13 protein-coding genes and 1 tRNA gene are annotated in these 18677 nt (G+C 63.7%); 5 read left to right on the top strand and 9 right to left on the bottom strand.

All coding sequences use genetic code 11. The features are described 5' to 3' along the window. Positions 1-11: 11 nt before the first annotated feature. From AC1RRC_RS19775 to AC1RRC_RS19765, 3 genes are all read right to left on the bottom strand, one after another. Positions 12-1319: an RsmB/NOP family class I SAM-dependent RNA methyltransferase gene (locus AC1RRC_RS19775; protein WP_493057235.1), complete on the bottom strand. Its 1308-nt coding sequence runs from the start codon at positions 1317-1319 to the stop codon at positions 12-14. 12 nt (positions 1320-1331) lie between these two features. After that, positions 1332-1940, bottom strand: coding sequence for a phosphoribosylglycinamide formyltransferase (gene purN, locus AC1RRC_RS19770; RefSeq protein ID WP_493057234.1), 609 nt, complete (start codon positions 1938-1940; stop codon positions 1332-1334). Positions 1941-2020: 80 nt separating this feature from the next. Next, positions 2021-2419, bottom strand: a complete 399-nt coding sequence (locus AC1RRC_RS19765) for a barstar family protein (protein ID WP_493057233.1) — start codon at positions 2417-2419, stop codon at positions 2021-2023. A 266-nt stretch (positions 2420-2685) separates the two neighbouring features. On the opposite strand from AC1RRC_RS19765, the gene AC1RRC_RS19760 reads away from it, so the two are divergent. From AC1RRC_RS19760 to AC1RRC_RS19745, 4 genes are all read left to right on the top strand, one after another. Continuing rightward, positions 2686-3201, top strand: coding sequence for a glycine zipper 2TM domain-containing protein (locus tag AC1RRC_RS19760; RefSeq protein WP_493057232.1), 516 nt, complete (start codon positions 2686-2688; stop codon positions 3199-3201). Between the two features lie 78 nt (positions 3202-3279). Beyond that, the gene (locus AC1RRC_RS19755; protein ID WP_493057231.1) at positions 3280-4116 is read left to right on the top strand and encodes a spermine/spermidine synthase domain-containing protein; all 837 of its coding nucleotides are present in this window, start codon (positions 3280-3282) and stop codon (positions 4114-4116) included. A gap of 18 nt (positions 4117-4134) precedes the next feature. Then, positions 4135-5904, top strand: a complete 1770-nt coding sequence (tfpB, locus tag AC1RRC_RS19750) for a type IV pilus assembly ATPase TfpB (RefSeq protein WP_493057230.1) — start codon at positions 4135-4137, stop codon at positions 5902-5904. A 63-nt stretch (positions 5905-5967) separates the two neighbouring features. Continuing rightward, positions 5968-6043, top strand: a tRNA-Lys gene (locus tag AC1RRC_RS19745). Between the two features lie 59 nt (positions 6044-6102). On the opposite strand, the gene AC1RRC_RS19740 is transcribed toward AC1RRC_RS19745, so the two are convergent. The 3 genes from AC1RRC_RS19740 to AC1RRC_RS19730 all read right to left on the bottom strand — a co-directional run bounded on the left by AC1RRC_RS19740 (position 6103) and on the right by AC1RRC_RS19730 (position 10041). Beyond that, on the bottom strand, positions 6103-6852 hold the full coding sequence (locus AC1RRC_RS19740; RefSeq protein WP_493057229.1) for a substrate-binding periplasmic protein: 750 nt from the start codon (positions 6850-6852) through the stop codon (positions 6103-6105). A 12-nt stretch (positions 6853-6864) separates the two neighbouring features. Further along, positions 6865-9129 carry a TonB-dependent receptor gene (locus AC1RRC_RS19735; protein WP_493057228.1) on the bottom strand — a complete coding sequence of 755 codons (2265 nt, stop codon included), beginning with the start codon at positions 9127-9129 and terminating at the stop codon, positions 6865-6867. Positions 9130-9276: 147 nt separating this feature from the next. After that, positions 9277-10041 carry a substrate-binding periplasmic protein gene (locus AC1RRC_RS19730; RefSeq protein WP_493057227.1) on the bottom strand — a complete coding sequence of 255 codons (765 nt, stop codon included), beginning with the start codon at positions 10039-10041 and terminating at the stop codon, positions 9277-9279. A 192-nt stretch (positions 10042-10233) separates the two neighbouring features. On the opposite strand from AC1RRC_RS19730, the gene AC1RRC_RS19725 reads away from it, so the two are divergent. Then, positions 10234-12387: a dipeptidyl-peptidase 5 gene (locus AC1RRC_RS19725; protein WP_493057226.1), complete on the top strand. Its 2154-nt coding sequence runs from the start codon at positions 10234-10236 to the stop codon at positions 12385-12387. A 10-nt stretch (positions 12388-12397) separates the two neighbouring features. Here AC1RRC_RS19725 and AC1RRC_RS19720 read toward each other — a convergent pair whose 3' ends face one another. Genes AC1RRC_RS19720 through AC1RRC_RS19710 form a run of 3 tightly spaced genes read right to left on the bottom strand, consistent with a single transcriptional unit; the run spans position 12398 to position 18676 of the window. Next, entirely contained in the window at positions 12398-13555 is a 1158-nt protein-coding gene (locus AC1RRC_RS19720; protein ID WP_493057225.1) for an ABC transporter substrate-binding protein, read from the bottom strand. An 11-nt stretch (positions 13556-13566) separates the two neighbouring features. Beyond that, positions 13567-16464 carry an NHLP bacteriocin export ABC transporter permease/ATPase subunit gene (locus tag AC1RRC_RS19715; RefSeq protein ID WP_493057224.1) on the bottom strand — a complete coding sequence of 966 codons (2898 nt, stop codon included), beginning with the start codon at positions 16462-16464 and terminating at the stop codon, positions 13567-13569. Next, the gene (locus AC1RRC_RS19710) at positions 16457-18676 is read right to left on the bottom strand and encodes an NHLP family bacteriocin export ABC transporter peptidase/permease/ATPase subunit (RefSeq protein WP_493057223.1); all 2220 of its coding nucleotides are present in this window, start codon (positions 18674-18676) and stop codon (positions 16457-16459) included. The genes AC1RRC_RS19715 and AC1RRC_RS19710 overlap by 8 nt, the downstream gene beginning before the upstream one ends. Between the last annotated feature and the right edge of the window lies 1 nt (position 18677).

Here is an 18677-nt window from a genome sequence, read left to right as displayed (position 1 = left end):
TGCAGGATAACTTATTCCGCGTCGTCCGATTCGTCCGACTCGTCCGCCTTGGCAGGTTTCACCATTTTCTTGCGCTCAAACACGGCGGCAAAGAAGCCGTCGGTCTGGTGCTTGTGCGGCAACAGTTTCAGGTAATCGCCCATTTCCAGCGCGATCTTCTGTTCCGCCAGGACTTTGCTCATCGGCACCAGCTCGAAGTCCGGGTGCGATGCCACGAACGCAGCGGCCACGTCGTCATTTTCTTCGTTCAAGAAGCTGCAGGTCGCATACACCAGGCGGCCGCCACCCTTGACCAGGCGCGACGCGCCGTCCAGGATCGCCAATTGCTTGTCGTGCATTTCCGCAATCGCGCTTTCTGGCTGGCGCCATTTGACGTCCGGGTTGCGGCGCAACGTGCCCATGCCGGAGCATGGCGCATCGACCAGCACGCGGTCGATCTTGCCGGCCAGGCGCTTGATCTTGGCATCGCGTTCATGCGCGATCAAGACTGGATGCACGTTCGACAGGCCGCTGCGCGCCAGGCGCGGCTTGAGTTTGGCCAACCGCTTTTCCGACACGTCGAACGCATACAAACGGCCGGTGTTGCGCATGTGCGCGCCCAGCGCGAGGGTCTTGCCGCCCGCGCCAGCACAAAAGTCCACCACCATTTCGCCGCGCTTGGCGCCGAGGATCTGGGCCAGCACCTGGCTGCCCTCGTCCTGCACTTCGATCGCGCCACTCTTGAACAGCGGCAGGTTTTGCAGCGCCGGCTTCTTGTGCACGCGCAGGCCCAGCGACGCGAACGGCGTCGGGCTGGCGTCGATCGGCGCTTGCGCCAGCTCCGCCACCACGTCGTCGCGGTCGGCCTTCATCGCATTGACGCGCAAGTCCAGCGGCGCCGGCGTATTCAGCGCGTCGGCCAGCGCCAGCGCTTCCTCTTCGCCAAACTGGGCCACCAGCTTTTCGTACAACCATTTCGGCATGTTCGAACGCATCGACTTGTGCAACAGCTTGCGGTCGATATTGACCGCGCGTTCCAGCCACGCGGTTTCTTCCGGCGTCAGGCTCGGCAATGCTTCCAGGCCGACGGCATCCATCATGCCCAGCAACACCAGGCGGCGCATGTCAGGACCGCTGCCCGACGCCGAGAAATCCGTGAAGAAGGCTTTGTTGCGCAGCACGGCGTACACGCACTCGGCGATGGCGCCGCGTTCACGGCCGCCCAGGCGCTGGCGGTCTTTAAAAAAGCGCGACAACGTGGTGTCGGCCGGCGCGGCAAAGCGCAAAATCTCGCGCAACACTTCTTCAGCGTTGGCGAGCACCATTGGTGGCAATCGCATAGTATTCCTTTATTAAGTCTGGTCGATCAAGACCTTGCCGTCTGCAATCGTCAGCCGGTCTTCAACAAACCAGCGGATCGCGCGCGGATATAACTGATGTTCCTGCACCAGCACGCGGGCTGCCAGCAGTTCGGGGGTATCGCCGTCCAGCACCGGGACCGTTGCCTGGCCCACCATCGGGCCGTGATCCAGTTGCGCCGTCACAAAGTGCACGGTGGCGCCGTGTTCTTTCACGCCGGCTTCCAGTGCCTGTTCATGCGTATGCAAGCCAGGGAACAGCGGCAGCAGCGACGGGTGAATGTTCAGCATGCGGCCTTCATAATGGTTCACGAAGCCCGGCGTCAGGATGCGCATGAAGCCGGCCAGCACCACCAGGTCCGGCTCGAAGCGGTCGATTTCCACTTGCAGCGCCGCGTCGAAAGCTTCGCGCGACGGGTAATCCTTGTTGGACACCACGGCGGTGGCAATGCCATGGCTGGCCGCAAATTGCAGGCCGCCCGCATCGGCACGATTGCTGATGACGGCGGCGATACGGGCTGGCCATTGTTCGGATTGGGCGGCGCGCACAACGGCTTCCATGTTGCTGCCACGGCCGGAAATAAGGATGACGATGTTTTTCATCGGGGTGCAGGGGAGGACATCAAAAACCCTCTATTGTACCGGTTTCGCACTCTACCGGCCACAGCAACCTCCGGCGGGGTTTACTCGAATGAATAAAATACGCGGAACGGCACGTTCTTTTCAGCCCAGTAATCGGCCGCATCGCGGAACACATCGAGCAGCGTTTCACGGGCTTCGCGGTCGAACTTTTGCGTGTTGGGCAATTGCTCGAGCACGGTGAGAAAACCCGTTTGCTGGCCTGCCTGCTCCATGGTATCGGTCAGGCACACGCGCAAGGCTTCGAAATTCTTGCCGCAAGGTTTAGGAAACAGGAACGATTCCGCAATGATGCCAAGCACTTGCTGTTTGGTGAGCCCGGCATTGCAGTGGGCATAGAGGAAATGCTGCCCAAGGCGGGCTGCCTCGTCTTGCAGGTCGGGCACCCGGAAAGCCCGGATCGACTGCACGAGATTGGGCGGCACAGTGGTCAACAAACTCATATATTTTTGGATAGCCCGCGGCAGTAAAGTTTCTCTCAGTCAATCTAATTCCATACACGTGTTAGGGTAACGTGTTGTATGTCTCTAATCAACTCGATTGTGGTTTCAGAGGGAGGATTTGTTAGAAATAGAACATTTCCTCTGGATTTATGCGCGCATGATAGGGACTGGTTACATTTTGTTGCCATCCGTTGCAACTATTAAGCGGAGGCGGGATTACCATGCTTCAATACAACGCGTATTTGACCAGATCAAGAGGTAACACTATGAACCTGCCAACCAAATTGATTGCATCCCTGCTGTGCCTCGGCGCCCTGCCGCTGGCGCAGGCACAGCGTCCCGACTTTGAAGATTTCGGCCGCGTGGTGCGGGTACAACCCCGGATCGAGCAAGTCAACCGCCCCCGCCAGGAATGCCGCACGGAATATGTGCAAGTCCAGCAGCCGTCGCAGCGCAGTGCGGGCGGCTCCATCGTCGGCGGCATCGTTGGCGCGATTGCCGGCAGCCAGATCGGCGGCGGCCACGGTAAAACCGCCGCCACCGCCGCCGGCGCGATTGCCGGCGCCGTGATTGGCGACCGCGTCGATAACCAGAATGTGCAAGCGGGCGCCGTGACGGAGCAAGCCGTCAAGCAATGCCGCATGGTCGACAACATTGAAGAACGCACCAACGGCTACGATGTGTCGTATGACTACCGTGGCCGTACTTACAACATTGTCATGCCCTACGATCCGGGCCAGCGGGTCCGCCTGCGCGTGCAGGCCGATCCAATCCTGAATTAAAGCCCCACCGCCCACGCCGGCTTGCCATGCAGGAAGCCGGCGCGGGATAATACGGCGTTCATCCCTCCGGCCGTATTCATGCTCATCAAACGCAAATCCATCGAAAAAGTCGAATCATCGCGCCCCGCCGCGGCGAAGTCGGCCAAAGGCGCGGCCGCTAAAGCGCCAGCCAAACCCCGCAAACCGAAATTCGCTCCCGTCACCCTGTCGGAACAGGAAGGCGTGCGTTACCTGCATTTCGGTACCGAATGGGTGCAGGGTGCGATGCGCCTGCGCAAGCCGGACTGGCCGGAACTGGAATATGCGCAGCAAATGAATGCCTGGCTGCTGTGGCTGGCCGAACCGCGCGGCATCGCGCAACTGGGCCTGGGCACGGCGACCCTGACCAAGTTTTGTTATAAACAGTTTCCGCAAGCCGATGTCACGGCGGTGGAACTGAATCCGCACGTGATCGCGATTTGCCAGTCCATGTTCAAGCTGCCGCCCGATGACGAGCGCCTGCAGGTGCTGGAAATGGATGCGATGGATTTCGTCAACGACAAAGCCAACTATGAAGCGCTCGACGTGCTGCAGGTGGATTTGTATGACGCCACGGCGCGCGGCCCGGTGCTCGACACGCCCGAGTTTTACCAGTCGTGCGCGGCCTGCCTGACGGACAACGGCATCATGACCGTCAACCTGTTCGGCGACCACCCCAGCTATGCGAAGAACATCAAGGCCATGAAGTTCGCTTTCGATCAGGTGGTGTGTCTGCCGCCGGTCCATGATGGCAATGTGGTGGCGATCGCGTTCAAGCAAAAGCGCGCGCTGGATATCCCGGCATTGAAGGAGCGCGCCGCGCAGATCGTCACCGACACCAAGTTGCCCGCCAAGTCGTGGGTCAAGGGTATAGAAGCCACCCTGAAAAAAGACTGACCAGGAGACCAGCGCCAGATGAATAAAGCACTCGACCTGCAACAAATCTTCACCTGGCTGCTGGCGGACGGCATGGTCGACAAGGCCCATGTCAAAGCCCACTTCGCGCAGGCGCAAGGCATCCTGCGCAACACGGTCGGCTCGATGCACCCGCTGTGCGCGGTGGCGCACTGCAAGCTGGTCTCCGTCAATGCGCCGCACAAGCACCTGACGCTGGACTACCTGACGGAGTGGCTGGCGGGCCATGTGCACTTGCCGTTCTACCGCATCGATCCGTTAAAGATCGACTTCACCCGCGTGGCCGACGTGATGTCGGCCAGCTATGCGGCGCGCTTCAATATCCTGCCGGTCGAGATGACGCTCGACACCCTGGTGGTGGCCACCGCCGATCCCTTCGCGCTGGAATGGGAAGCGGAAATCGCCAAGATTTCGCGGCGCGTAATCCGCCGCGTGATTGCCAATCCACTCGATATCGCGCAATACACGTCGCAATTCTTCAGCCTCGCCAAATCGATCAAGAAGGCCAATAAATCAACCGGCCAGGATCTCGCGCTGCGCAACAACTTCGAACAGCTGGTCGAACTGGGCAAGGCCAACCGCCAGGTCGACGCCAACGACCAGCACGTGATCAATATCGTCGACTGGCTGTGGCAATACGCGTTCGAACAGCGCGCCTCGGACATCCATCTGGAACCCAAGCGCGACATGGGCACCATCCGCTTCCGCATCGACGGCGTGCTGCACCAGGTATACCAGGTGCCCGCTGTCGTCATGATCGCCATGACGGCGCGCATCAAGCTGCTGGGGCGCATGGACGTGATTGAAAAGCGCCGCCCGCAGGATGGCCGCATCAAGACCCGCACCGCCGGCGGCCAGGAAATCGAATTGCGCTTATCGACCTTGCCGACCGCCTTTGGCGAAAAGCTCGTGATGCGTATCTTCGATCCGGAAGTGGTGGTGAAAACCCTGCCGGAACTGGGCTTCCCGGATGACGACGCCCTGCGCTGGGACATGCTGACCAACCGCCCGCACGGCATCATCCTCGTCACCGGCCCCACCGGTTCCGGCAAGACCACGACCTTGTACACCACCCTGAAAGCGCTGGCCACCTCGGAAGTCAACGTGTGCACGGTGGAAGACCCGATCGAGATGGTGGAAGCCTCGTTCAACCAGATGCAGGTGCAGCCCGGCATCGACCTGACCTTTGCCGATGGCGTGCGGGCGCTGATGCGGCAAGACCCGGACATCATCATGGTGGGCGAGATCCGCGACCTGGCCACGGCGGAGATGGCGATCCAGGCCGCGCTGACGGGCCACCTGGTGCTGTCCACCCTGCACACCAATGACGCGCCATCGGCAGTGATGCGCCTGCTGGAGCTCGGCGTGCCGTACTACCTGCTGGAAGCGACCCTGATCGGCATCATGGCGCAGCGCCTGGTGCGCACCCTGTGCCCGGATTGCAAGTCGCCCGATGGCGCCATCAGCGACGAAGTGTGGCAAGCCATCGTCGGCGGCTGGGACTTGCCCAAGCCTGCCACCGTGTACCGTCCAGTGGGTTGCCCCGAGTGCCGCCAGACCGGCTACCGTGGCCGCACCGGCATTTATGAACTGCTGACCGTGACGGAAGCCTTCAGCACGCTGGTGCAGGAAGAAACCGATATCGGCGCGCTGCGCCGCCAGAGCATCGCCGACGGCATGAAGCCGCTGCGCATCGCCGGCGCCCACAAGATCCGCGAGGGTTACACCAGCGCCGAGGAAGTCTTGAAGGTCACGTCCTCGTTAATATGACAGGAAGGTTTCAAAAAACACTTGGCAACCCCGTTTTGACCTGTATATAATACGGCCTCTTTCGGGTCGTTAGCTCAGCTGGTAGAGCAGCGGACTTTTAATCCGTTGGTCGCAGGTTCGAATCCCGCACGGCCTACCAAGTTTCATCAAAAACGCCATCCTTCGGGATGGCGTTTTTGTTTTGCCTGCCGGTTCATGTTACCTGCCCTGCTGCAGGGCGGCCCGTCGCACCAGTTCCAGCCGCTGCTCAAATGCCGCCTGGCGTTCGGCCAGATAACCGCTGCGCTGCATGGCCTGCAATACTGACGTCAGCAGCGGCACCAGGTCGGCATGCGCCTTGTGCACATAGTGGAACAGCGGCCAGCGCTGCATGACCTTCACTTCCCGCAAGCCCTTCAGCTCAACCAAATCCACTGCCAGCCATGCCGACGATGGCACCACCATCACGTCGCAGCGCCCCAGGCGCACCATGCGCATGATGTTTTCATACTGGCTGACGATGGAAACACGGCTCAGCTTTTCCGTGGCGCCTTCGATCGCCTTGATGCCGCGCCGGATGCACACCGTGTAGGGCTCCAGTTCAGTCCAGCCGGCCGGCGCCGGCTGGGGCCAGTCGCTGCGGGCAATCAGCGCGGCATCCGTATGGATGACCGGCACGGGAATGCGCAACAAATTCGTATAGCGCAACTCCAGCCCTGCGATATGCATGACGTCACCCGTGTACTCGCCCGCGTTCAGCGCCTGCACCGAACGCTCTCCCGGCAATGTCCGGTCGATCGCCTCGATGCCGATGCGCCGGTACGCTTCACGCACGATCTCAAAAGCCGCATCGATCAGCGGTTCGTTTTCCGTGCGCGCCAGCTCGGCAATCAGCGGCGCCGCCACGCTGCCGGCCGCCGATACGGCGACAGGCGCCAGCAACAGCAAACGGCGCAGGTGTCTGCTCATCCCACGTCCTCCTCAATACCGCACGCTGTACTGCACGCTGACCGCGCGCGGCGGCAAGGTCGCCACTTGCGGCAATGGCGTCTTGCCATCGGCTTCGAAGCGCAGGTAGCCCAGGTACCCAAGGTCGCCCAGGTTGACGCGCGCATCGCCCAGGTTCCGGATCTGCAGCGCCAGCTCCGAACGCTGCCAGCGCACGCCGAAGCGCGCGTTGACCAGCGTATAAGCGGGCCGCCGCAGCGCCTGCGTGGTGGCGTTCGACGAGATGCTGGCGCCGGTATGGCTGGCGTCCATGCTGGCAAAGCCCGTCATGCCGGGCGCCAGCAAGGTGCTGTAGGCGGCGCCCAGTGTGGCATTCCATTCCGGCACCTGCTTGATGCGTTCCCCCACCAACTGGCGTGACGAGCCCTGTTCCGTGATGCGCGCGTCGGTATAGCCTGCGCCAGCGCGCAGCGACAGCCCCTTGCCGATCCGTCCCGTCGCTTCCAGCTCGGCGCCACGGATGCGCGCGGCGCCCGCATTGCCCAGCAGGTAAAAGAAGCAGGTGGGAATGAAGGCCGGCTGCTGGATACGGTCCCAGTCCACCTGGTACAGCGCACCGGTCACCAGCAATCCCGTGTCCGGCATCAGCAGCTTGCCGCCCGCTTCAACACTCCACAGGGTATCGCTGTCGACCCGGGCCAGCCGGCGCGCATCGTCCGCCGAAACACAGCCGCCCAGCAACGGCGTCAGGTCGGCCTGCGCCCCGCCGGCGCGAAAGCCTTTGGCGGCCGAGACATACAGCATGCGGTTGCCATCGGGCTGATACGACAGCGCGATTTTCGGGCTGTTGCCGCTGGTTTTGTTCGAAGTCGCGGACCGTACCGGCACGCCATAAATCGCACCATCGAAGAAGGTGTCATCCTGTTGCGCCAGCCGGTACCAGCGCCCGCCCACGGTCAGCGTGAACTGGTGCGGCAGCTTGGCATACAGTTCGCCAAACAGCGACGTATCGCGCTGCCGGTTGCCATTGACGTACTCCCACAGCAGCACCTCGCCCGGCATGCCCAGCACATTGCGCCCCAACAGCGGCGGCGTATCGCGCAAGGTGCGCAGCGTCGAATAATGAATGCCGGCGATGCCGCTGAATGGACCGGCGCCATCGAACGCCACGCGGGTTTCATGGGTCCACTGGCGGCTGCGCCGGTGCGCGGTCCACGCGAACGGTTGCGGCGGCACCGGATAGCCATAGGTCGCCAGGTATTGCGCCGTGCCTTCCGTGCTGTCTTCCACATCTTGTGCCAGCCGCGTGAAATAACCGGTCGAACTGCTCAGACGCCAGCCCTGCCCCGCGTATGTCAACGCCAGCGTGCGCAAGGTCCAGCCGTCGGCCGCCATCGGCTGCACATTGGCCGTGCGCACCACGCCATCCGCCGGACGGAACGCCGGCAGCGGCGCATACACGGCGGCGATGCCATGATCACGCCGGTATTGGCGCAGCACGCGCAAGGTGACATCGAATTGCGGCGACAGCCGCAGCAGTGCGGTCGCGGAACCGCCGGCGCCGCGCTGTGCAGCCTGGCCACCCACGGTGACCAGCGGCGAAGCGGGCCGCGCGATATCGCTCAGATATGAACGCGCCAGGTAGCCGCCCTGGTCATCACCAAAGCCCGTGATCCGCAGCGCCGCCTGCCCCGGCGACAGGACGATATTGGCCGTCCCGGATACGCCCCAATCCGCGCCGGCCGCGCCCCGGGTATGCCCGGCATCCAGTTGCGCGCGCCCGCCACCAGCGTGCAAGTCCGGCGCATGGGACAGCAGCCGCACATTACCACCCATCGAACTCTCTCCATACAGGGTGCCTTGCGGTCCTTTCAGGACTTCGATGCCGCGCAAGGCCAGCACGCGCGCATCGATGGCGCCGGGCAGCGGCGTGTCGTCGATGTAATACGCCGTGGTGCGCGCGCCGGCCACGCCACGGATCGCAATGGTGCGGGCATTGGCCAGCCCGGTGCCGGTTTCCCCCGCGCTGGCGCCATTGCCATAGCCATACGACAGGCCGGGCACTTTGGCGGCATAGTCGGCAAAGTTGCGGATGCCGTAATCGGCCAGCGCCTGTTCATTGAACACGGTGACCGCCAGCGGCGCTTCGACAATGGTTTCATCGCGCTTGCGCGCCGTGACCTGCACCACCGGCACGGCAGCGGTGGCGGCCGGCTCGGATTCCACCTGGCCGGCTTCGCCACTGGCGGCGCCGGGCCCGCAGTGCACCGCCCCCATCAGGCTCAGCGCAACGGCCATGCAAGACTTTCCCGTCAGCTTCGCGCGCATCGGCAACTCCTGTCCGGCAGTGAGCTTTCCATGGTACGCCTGGGCCCGCGATGGCGCAGAAAAAAGCCCGGCGGCATGACGCCGACGCAACAATTGGCGGGAAAACTATCGGGGAAACTACCGGGGAATATGCCGCCCCATGATACGGGCGGCGGCGCCCTGTTGCTCCATGCGTTCGACGCCCCGGTCCAGCAGGCGCAGCAAGTCCCATGCGTAGGGCGCCTTGCGGCTGACGCCGACATGCATGCGGTACGTCGGCACCCACGACATCGGACGGTAGTCGAGTCCTTCGGCCAGCGCCTGGTCGCCCAACTGCTGCATGCCATGCAGCAGCTCCAGGTCATACAGCATCACCTGGCAACGCCCCGCGCGCAGCATGCTCATGGCGCCGGCCGCCGTGGATGGCGCCGAGGCGGGCACGCTGGCCGCCTCCAGGCCGGCGCCGGAATAATCCCAGCCCAGCACATCGCAGCGCGTCAATTGCGCCAGTTCCTTCGGCCCGGACAATGGTGGCGGCGGGCGGCGCCGGTCAAACAGGATAATCGGTGTCACCGAGTAATGCGAGCGGGCCAAGTGGAACTGCCGCTGGCGCTCCGGCGTGCCGGCGGCATCGAACACCAGGTCGAATTTGCCCCCCATGACATCGGCCAGGCAACGCTTCCACGGCAACCGCGTGACGCGCAGCGACCGTCCCGATGGCGCCAGCAATTCCCGCAGGTAGTCGGCGTTATAGCCCGCCACTTCCTTGCCGCCCCTGCGCGACGTGTAGGTATAGGGCGCGAATTCATTGACATCCGCACAGGCGCGCAACTGCTTTGGCACCTCGGCGGCGACGGCCGCCCCCGGCAACAAGACGGCAGCGGCATGCCACAACGAAAACAAGATCCAGCGCATCGGATGAATAATAAATATGGGTTTCCCGAGCCTATCATGGTTTAAGCGACAACTTGAATCGCCATGCGCGGCTGATACATTTGCATAACATATGGCCGATTGACATCTGGCAAGGTTTTATCCGACCATAATCGGCTTCGCATGACCGCATTACCGCTTAACCTTCCCCCACAGGCCACCATGAAACTGATTCCTTACTCCGTCACCGCCCTGCTGCTGACCGCTGCCACGGGCGCCATGGCCAACGGCGCCACCACGCCGGCCACTGCCGGAACCGCAGCAACGCCGGCCGCCAGCGCCAAGCATGCGATCACCCACGAAGACGTGTGGCTGATGAAGCGTGTCGGCGCGCCCTCAGTCAGCCCGGATGGCCGCTGGGCCGTGTTTTCCGTGACCGACCCGGCCTACGACAGCAAGGAACAATGGGCCGACCTGTGGATCAAATCCCTGCAGGATGACAGCGCGCCGCGCCGCCTGACGTATTCGAAAGGTGGTGAATCGGGTGTCAACTGGGCGCCGGACAGCAAATCGCTGGTGTTCGTGGCCAAGCGTGACGGCGACGACGCCGGCCAGATTTACCGCATCGATATCGCCGGCGGCGGCGAAGCACAACGCCTGACCACCCTGACCCTGGGCGCCCGTTCGCCCCGTTTCAGCCCGGATGGCAAGCAGTTGCTGTTCGTATCCGATATTTTCCCCGGCGCGGCCGACGAGGAAGCCATCAAGAAAGCGGCGAAGGAACGCAAGGACCGTAAATACACGGCGCGCGCCTATGAAACCTTCCCGCCGCGCTTCTTCGATAAATGGCTCGATGATAAAAAAGTGCGCCTGTTCGTCATGGACGCCCAGGCCGGCGCCGTGCCGCGCGATATCCTGGCGGGCTCCAAACTGGCGGCCATGCCGGGCTTCGGCGGCGGCCAGGGCGATGAAGGCCAGTCGCTCAACGCCATCTGGGCGCCGGACGGCAAGTCCGTGGTGTTCGCCGCATCGACCAACCGCGATGAACTGGCGCGCGCCTCCGCCTTCACGCAAATCTTCACGGTGCCGGCCACGGGCGGCGAAACGCAGCAATTGACGAAAGACACACACAGCTACGGCTCGCTGCAATTCGCGCCCGATGGCAAGACGCTGTTCGCGCTGACGCAGGATGAAACCCCGAACAAGGTGTATGACCTGGACCGCCTGGCCAGCTTTGCGTGGCCGTTCACGTCGCCACAGCGCAAGGTGCTGACCGCCACGCTGGACCGCTCGGTTTCCCGCTATGCGCTGCCGGCCGATGGCAAGCGCATTTACTTCACCTACGAGCACGCGGGCCTGGAACAGCTGCACTCGATGAATTACGCGGGCGGCGATGTGAAGACGGAAGCCAACCATGCGACCGGCAGCATCAATTCACTGTCGGTCGGCGGCAAGACGCTGGCGGGCGTGTGGGAATCGTCGGTCAATCCGCCGGAAATGCACACCTTTACCGCGCAGGGCCCGAAACGCCTGACGGCGTTCAACGTGGACAAGGCCGCCGCGATTGACTGGCAGGCGCCGGAACACTTCTGGTTCAAGACGCCGGACGGCCGCCAGATCCACAACATGGTCGTCAAGCCGGCCAACTTCGACCCGAATAAAAAGTACCCGCTGTTTGCCGTGATCCACGGCGGCGCCGCCAACATGTGGCGCGACCAGTTCGTACTGCGCTGGAATTACCACTTGCTGGCCAAGCCGGGCTACATCGTGCTGCTGACCGACTACAAAGGTTCGACCGGCTATGGCGAGGAATTCGCCCGTTCGATCCAGTTCGATCCACTCAAGGGCCCGGGCGATGAAGTCAACCAGGCGGTCGATGAAGCCATCAAAAAATACAGCTACATCGACGCCAACAAACTGGCGGCCGGTGGCGCCAGTTACGGCGGCCACCTGGCCAACTGGCTGCAAGCGACCACCACCCGCTATAAAGCCATCGTGTCGCACGCGGGCGAAATGGACCTCGTCATGCAATGGGGCACCAGCGACAGCATCCATGGCCGCGAAGTCAATGCCGGCGGTCCGGTGTGGAGCAACTTGCCGGTGTGGCGCGAGCAAAGCCCGGTGATGCAGGCCGGGAACCATGAAAAAGGCACCGGCTTCAAGACCCCGATCCTGATCACGGTGGGCGAACTCGATTACCGCGTCCCGGTCAACAATGCGCTGATGAATTTCGCGACCCAGCAGCGCCTCAATGTGCCGAGCAAGCTGGTGGTCTTCCCGGATGAAAACCACTGGATCCTGAAAGGGGAAAACAGCCGCTACTTCTACAACGAAGTGCACGGCTGGCTGGGCAAGTACCTGAACGACGGCCGCTGATCTCCCGCCGTCAGGTGCCTCCGCCTGGCAAATCGAAATACTCGAACTTGCCATGGCGGACCACGACCTTGGCCAGCCGCTTGGCAATCGGGTTGCCCTGCTCGTCAAAGGAATGGACGCCGGTCACGCCGCGCCAATCGCGCGTGGCGCGCAACTGCTGCGCAATCCTGGCGGGATCGGCGCTGCCGGCGCGTGTCATGCCGTGTACCAGCAATTTGAGCGTGTCATATCCTTGTGCCGCCGTGCTGTCGGGCAGCACGCCATGGCGGGCCCGGTAGCGCTCGCCGAAGGCATGCACTTCCGGACGCTGCTCGCCGGCGTTAAACAGGGAAAACACGACAGTGCCCTCCACGCTGTCGCCCCCCTTGCGTATCAGCTCCGGCGAGTCCAGCCCGGCGCCGCCAAACACCGGCACTGTCAACCCGGCGTTGCGCACCGCGCGCAGGATTTCCGGGCTTTCCGGCAGCGAACCGACCAGGAAAATGCTGTCGATATTCAGGAATGACGCCCAGTCGGCCAGGATTGCCGCATAGTTGTCGCCGCCCATGCTGTACGAACGGCGATCCGCGACGGTAATTCCCAGCTCCCTGGCCCGCTGTTCGAAGCAGTTGGCCAGGTCCACGCCATAGTCATTCTTGATGTAATAAATCGCCACATTGCGGTATCCGCGCGCCGCGGCATAGTCGCCGATCTGGCGCGCCTGCTCGCGGTTTTGCGGCAGGCTGCGGAACGTCAGTTTGCCGCCCTGCTCCGTCACCTTTTGTCCGCTGGCGCCCGGCGTCATCATCAACAAGCCGGCGCGCTCATAAATCTGCGCCGCCGGTGCGGCGATATACGAATTCAGGTGCCCGATCACGGCGGCCACTTGCGGATCATCGGCGAGCTCCTGCGCCACCATGCGGCCCGTATTCAGTGAGCCGGCGTCATCTTTCATGACCAGCCGTATCTTGCGGCCGCCCAGGATGCCGCCGGCGCGGTTGATTTCCTCGGCCGCCAGCTCGACGCCCTGCACCAGCGTCGCCTTGCTTGACTTGAGCGGCCATGCCACCGCAATCACCACGTCATCCCTGGTCGTGCGCTGGTATTCCGCGCGGCGCTCTGCCTGCGTACGGGTATCGCACGCACTGACCAGCAGCGTGGCGCACAGCGCCAGTATCCAACGATTCATTGTTCTCCCTTTCAAACCATCTGGCGCCGCGCCAGTTCGGCAAACAAGCCTTCCTGGCCGACCAGTTCCGTGTAAGTGCCGCTTTGCACCAGCTTGCCTTTGTCCAGCACGTAAATCCGGTCGGCATTGATGATCGTACTGAGACGGTGCGCAATCACCACCCGCGTCGCCTTGAGCTTTTCCATGCTGGCGCTGACGATGGCCTGGCTCTGGTTGTCCAGCGCACTAGTGGCTTCGTCGAAATACAGGATACGCGGCTGGTGCACGATGGCGCGGGCAATCAGCAGGCGCTGACGCTGCCCGCCCGACAAGCCGCCGCCGCCGTCACTGACCAGCGTGTGCATTCCCATCGGCATGGCCTTGATGTCCGCATCCAGCCCGCAAGCGGCAGCCGCTTCCCATGCCTGCGCCACGGTCAGCCCCGTCGAGCCGACGATATTCGAGTAGATATCACCGCTCATCAGCTTGCCGCTTTGCAGTACCACGCCCAGTTGGCGCCGCACCGCGCCGACATCGATTTCATCAAGGTGGTGTCCGTCGTAGTAAATGCCGCCCTGGCCGGGTTGTTCGAAGCCCAGCATCAGGCGCAGCAAGGTCGATTTACCGGAACCGGATGAACCAACCAGCGCCACGAATTCGCCCGCCCGGATCGACAGCGAAATGTCATCCAGCACCAGCGGCGTGGCGGGCGAGTAGGAAAACGACACATTGCTCAACTCGATCGCACCCGTCAGCGCGCCCGGGTGCGCCTTGCTCTGGTCGACTTCCGGCACCGCCTCCAGCAACGGCCTGGCCCGTTCATAGGTGGTCCGCACCGACGCCAGGCTGATCGCCGTCTGCACCAGCGCCAGCGCCGCGCCCAGGAAAATACTCCAGGCCGCGCAAAACGCAATGAACTCGCCGGTCGACATGCGCTCGGCGCCCGGCTGGCGCGCCAGCAAGGCGAACATCAGCGCATTGCCCAGCAAGGGCAAGACCGCGCCGGCGGCGGCGCTGGCGCCGGCCAGCACGTCGGAACGCATCGCCAGCCGGCGCTGCTCCGCATAGCCTCCGGCCCAGCGTGCAAAGGCGCGGGTTTCCGCCCCCGTCATGCGCAGCTTGGCAATACCGCTCAGGTATTCCAGCACGGCGCCGGTGATGGCGCCGTTCAATTCCGCCGTGGCGCGGTTCACGCGCGTCATGCGGTAACCCAGCAGCGCGTTCAAGCCCACCGCCAGCAACGTCACAGCGACCGCCGCCAGCGCCAGCCTGGCGCTGAAATAAAACAGCAGCAAGCCGTTCAACAGCGCAAACACATTGCTGACCAGCGAAACAATGACCGGCCCGGACAGCGCCTGGCGGATTTCATTGATGCCATTGATGCGCATGGCCAGGTCGCCCGCCGAATAGTCGCGGAAAAACGGCATCGGCAAGGCCAGCACGCGGTCCCACACCGCCGCCTGCAATTCACTGCCGGCCTTGCCTTCGATGCGCAGCATGGCCAGCCCCCGGGTGGCTTCGAACAGCAGCGTGGCGACGCTGGCAATGAACAGCACCGCGATCGTCTGCGCCATCTGCCCATGGTCGGCCGCAGGAAAGACGCTGTCGAACAAATGGCCGCTGGCCAGCGGAATCAGCAGCGCCAGCATGGCGCTCGCCAGCCCGGCCAGCAGCACCACCGCGATGTCGTTCCGGCACGCCGACGCAATAAAGGCGGCGATATCGGGCAGCCGCAGTGGCCGCGCCGGCAAGGGCCGATAAAACATCTGGCCAAATGGCCGCAGCGATTGCGCCACCTCCGCCGTGACGGTGGCGGCGTCGCCAGTGGCGGGATCGACCACCAGGTAGCCATCGCGTTGCGGCAACAATGCCACCGGCACGTTGTCGCGAAACCCCAGCAGCGGCCCGTTATCCTGGCGCCACCAGTTGCCCTTCAGCGCCACGGTGCGCGTCCGGACAGCAGACGCCTGGGCAATTTCCCGCACTGGATTGCCGCGTCCGCCGGCGGCGCTGGCATCCGGCGCGGCCTTGAACACGATCCCCTGCCGCTCACCAATCAGCTTGCAGGCGGCCAGCACGCCGCTCTGCCCCGCCGCCGCGCCCACGGCCTGGCGCGGCCCCAGCAACGCGGCAAAACGTCCCAGCGCATCGGCCATTGCAGAACGGCCCAGTTCGCTCTTAACGTTCAGCCGCAGCAGTTCGTCATGTTCATCCTGGCGGCAGCGTTCGATGATGCAGTCATGCATCATCGCCAGGTAGCGGTCATAAGCCCGCGCCATGGCATCGCCGCCTGCGTGCGCCAGCAACGCCGGACCATCGCTGCATGCCGCCACGCTGTCCGCCGCCAGCACAATCCACGTCCGGTCCGGCAGCGGCACCGGTTCCCCCTGCGCCAGCGGGGTCTGTCCGGCGTACAGGGCGCTGCCCCGCAATAGCGTGGCCCAGCAGCCGGCCGTGCCCGGCGCAAGATGCTGCGCGGCGTCCGTGCAGGCCAACTCCCTGCCGGGCAAGATTGCCGTGGCGCCGGCCGGCGCCGTACCCGGCAAACTGGCCGCCATCGCCCTGGCCTGCCGCTCCAGCAATGCGCTCGCCTCGCCATGCCAGGCGGGGTCGTCCAGCACACCGATCCAGTCCCGGCGCGCAATCGCCCGCCAGCCGGATTCCGGCGCCGGCGCGGCGGCCCACTGCCAGGGGCTGTCCAGCGGCGCCGTGGGGAACACCAGCAACTGGCCCGCGCAGGCCGTCATCACATGGCGGCGCGCGCCATCCAGTCGCCCCTGGCGGCCCGCCACCACGAACAGTTCGATACTGCCCTGCTCGACGTACCATACGCTGCCGTCCAATGGCGCCGGCGCCAATCCCTCGTCACGGCATGCGCCGCCCATTTGCGCCAGCCTGTCTTGCAGGCTCAGCTTGAGAATGTCATTCATTGGCAATCAGCCTTGCATATCTGCCGTCCAGCGCCATCAATTGCTGGTGCGAACCGCGTTCAATGACCTTGCCCTTGTCGAGCAGGATGATTTCATCGCAATCCCGGATGGAACTGAGACGGTGTGCGACGATCAGGCAACTACAGCCGCGCTTGCGCAAATTCGCATCGACGGTCTTTTCCGTCAGCGGATCGAGCGCACTGGTGGCTTCATCGAGCACCAGCAGGCGCGGGTTCATCGTCAAGGCACGGGCAATTTCCAGGCGCTGCCGCTGGCCGCCGCTGAAGTTCGCGCCGCCTTCCGCCACCACGCTGTCATAGCCGCCGGGACGCGCGGAAATAATGTCGTGCACGCACGCATCCCTGGCGGCATGCACCATCACGGCATGCGGTAGCGTGTTGTCCCACATGGCCAGGTTGTCGCGCACGCTGCCGGAAAACAGCGCGATATCCTGGTCCACCGAGGCCAGTGAATTGAGTAATTGACGCCGCGGCCATTCAGTGCGCGGTTTGCCGTCAAACAGCACGTCCCCCTGCCACGGTTCGTACAGCCCGGACACCAGCTTGGCAATGGTCGACTTGCCGCAGCCGGACGAGCCGACCAGCGCGATCCGCTTGCCCGGCGCCAAGGTCAGCGAGAAATTCTCCAGCAACGGCGCCTCCAGCCGGCTGTAGCCGAACGTCACGTTGCGCAACTCCAGATGGCCATCCAGCTTGGCCGCCGTGACGGGGGCATCGGCCTTTTCCAGCGCGGCGAGGTCTTCACAGGGATAGCGCATCACGTCGTCGAGCCGGTCCATGTCGCCCTGGAAACCCTGGATCTTGCCGCCCAGCGCCACCAGCGCGTTGACCGGCGTGACGAAACTGGCCACCAGCGCTTGGAAGGCCACCAGCGTTCCCATCGTCATTTCTCCCTGCATCACGCGCATGCCCCCCATGGCCAGGATGACCGTGCTGTTCAGCGCAGTGAGCAGGCGCGGCAGCAAATCCAGCGCGATCGATGCTTGGCTGGCCTGTTGCAGCGAATTCATCAGGCGTGCCTGGAACCCCGCCCAGCGCGTGAAGAAATCGGATTCCGCTCCAGCCGCCTTCAGCGATTCGATCAGCATCAGGCCGTTCATCGAGGTGCCGATTACCTTGCCGCGATCGATGGCCAGACGCTGATTGAGCTCGGTGCGCCGCGCCGACACCAGGACCAGCACCAGCACATTCACCCCGGCGATGGCGATCGTGGCCAGGCCCATGGCCCAGTCGTAAAACAGCATGACCAGCGCAAAAAATGCCGACGTGATCGTACTCAGCACCACCGCCGCCACGTCCGACGACAGGATGTTGGCGATACGCTCGTTGAGTCCGACCCGCGCACCGATGTCGCCGGGCGAGCGCTGCTGGAAAAACGATACCGGCAGGCGCAGTACGTGCCAAAAAAACGATGCCGACGTCGTCAATGCAATCCGCGTCTCCAGCTTCATCAGGTAATAGCGCTGCAGCCAGTTCAGCAGCGCCACCAGCGCCGCGGTTGCCACCATGCCGGTAATCAGCGGGACCGCCCAACTGTCCAGCCCGCCCACCAGCACACGGTCGATGAAGACCGAGGTGAACGCCGGAATGGCCAGGCCCGGCAGCACCAGCGCCAACCCCGCCAGCACCAGGTACGCCAGCGCCGTATGCGATCCTGTCAGCCTGCGCCGCAATCCCGCCACCAGGCTGGGCGGCTGGCCGGACGGCTGGAAACCCGCGCCCGGTGCGAAGGTCAGCACCACGCCGGTGAACGATTGATCGAATTCCTCGTCGGTCACGGCCCGCCGTCCCAGCGCGGGATCATTCAGCAAGACCTTGCCTTCGGAAAAACCGTCAACCACCAGGAAGTGGTTGAAGTTCCAGAACACGACAAACGGCAACCGCATTTGTTTCAGGTCGGCCGGTTCCTTGCGCAAGCCCTTCGCTTCCAGTCCGAATTCACGGGCCGCGCGCACCACGTTGAGCGCCTTGCTGCCATCGCGCGATACGCCGCAGGCAATTCGCAGCGCTTCGAGCGGGATGAACTTGCCGTAATGCGCGAGGATCATCGCCAGCGACGCGGCGCCGCACTCCACTGCTTCCATTTGCAGGATCAGCGGTGTCCCTGCGCGGCGCGCCGGCGCGGGCAGGCGCAACAGCGAGCGCAGGCGCGCCAGCACGGCGCGGGCAATGCGTTGGATGGATTCACGCATC

Source organism: Pseudoduganella sp. GW821-FHT12E03 (assembly GCF_058807115.1).
Note: the sequence above shows the minus strand (reverse complement) of the source record. Positions and strands in the feature narration are given on the sequence as shown.

What these genes read in the sequence shown, in the direction of transcription:
- AC1RRC_RS19775 (WP_493057235.1), bottom strand. Translation starts at nt 1,319, where the DNA reads ATGCGATTGCCACCAATGGTGCTCGCCAACGCTGAAGAAGTGTTGCGC.
- purN (WP_493057234.1), bottom strand. Translation starts at nt 1,940, where the DNA reads ATGAAAAACATCGTCATCCTTATTTCCGGCCGTGGCAGCAACATGGAA.
- AC1RRC_RS19765 (WP_493057233.1), bottom strand. Translation starts at nt 2,419, where the DNA reads ATGAGTTTGTTGACCACTGTGCCGCCCAATCTCGTGCAGTCGATCCGG.
- AC1RRC_RS19760 (WP_493057232.1), top strand. Translation starts at nt 2,686, where the DNA reads ATGAACCTGCCAACCAAATTGATTGCATCCCTGCTGTGCCTCGGCGCC.
- AC1RRC_RS19755 (WP_493057231.1), top strand. Translation starts at nt 3,280, where the DNA reads ATGCTCATCAAACGCAAATCCATCGAAAAAGTCGAATCATCGCGCCCC.
- tfpB (WP_493057230.1), top strand. Translation starts at nt 4,135, where the DNA reads ATGAATAAAGCACTCGACCTGCAACAAATCTTCACCTGGCTGCTGGCG.
- AC1RRC_RS19740 (WP_493057229.1), bottom strand. Translation starts at nt 6,852, where the DNA reads ATGAGCAGACACCTGCGCCGTTTGCTGTTGCTGGCGCCTGTCGCCGTA.
- AC1RRC_RS19735 (WP_493057228.1), bottom strand. Translation starts at nt 9,129, where the DNA reads ATGGCCGTTGCGCTGAGCCTGATGGGGGCGGTGCACTGCGGGCCCGGC.
- AC1RRC_RS19725 (WP_493057226.1), top strand. Translation starts at nt 10,234, where the DNA reads ATGAAACTGATTCCTTACTCCGTCACCGCCCTGCTGCTGACCGCTGCC.
- AC1RRC_RS19720 (WP_493057225.1), bottom strand. Translation starts at nt 13,555, where the DNA reads ATGAATCGTTGGATACTGGCGCTGTGCGCCACGCTGCTGGTCAGTGCG.
- AC1RRC_RS19715 (WP_493057224.1), bottom strand. Translation starts at nt 16,464, where the DNA reads ATGAATGACATTCTCAAGCTGAGCCTGCAAGACAGGCTGGCGCAAATG.
- AC1RRC_RS19710 (WP_493057223.1), bottom strand. Translation starts at nt 18,676, where the DNA reads ATGCGTGAATCCATCCAACGCATTGCCCGCGCCGTGCTGGCGCGCCTG.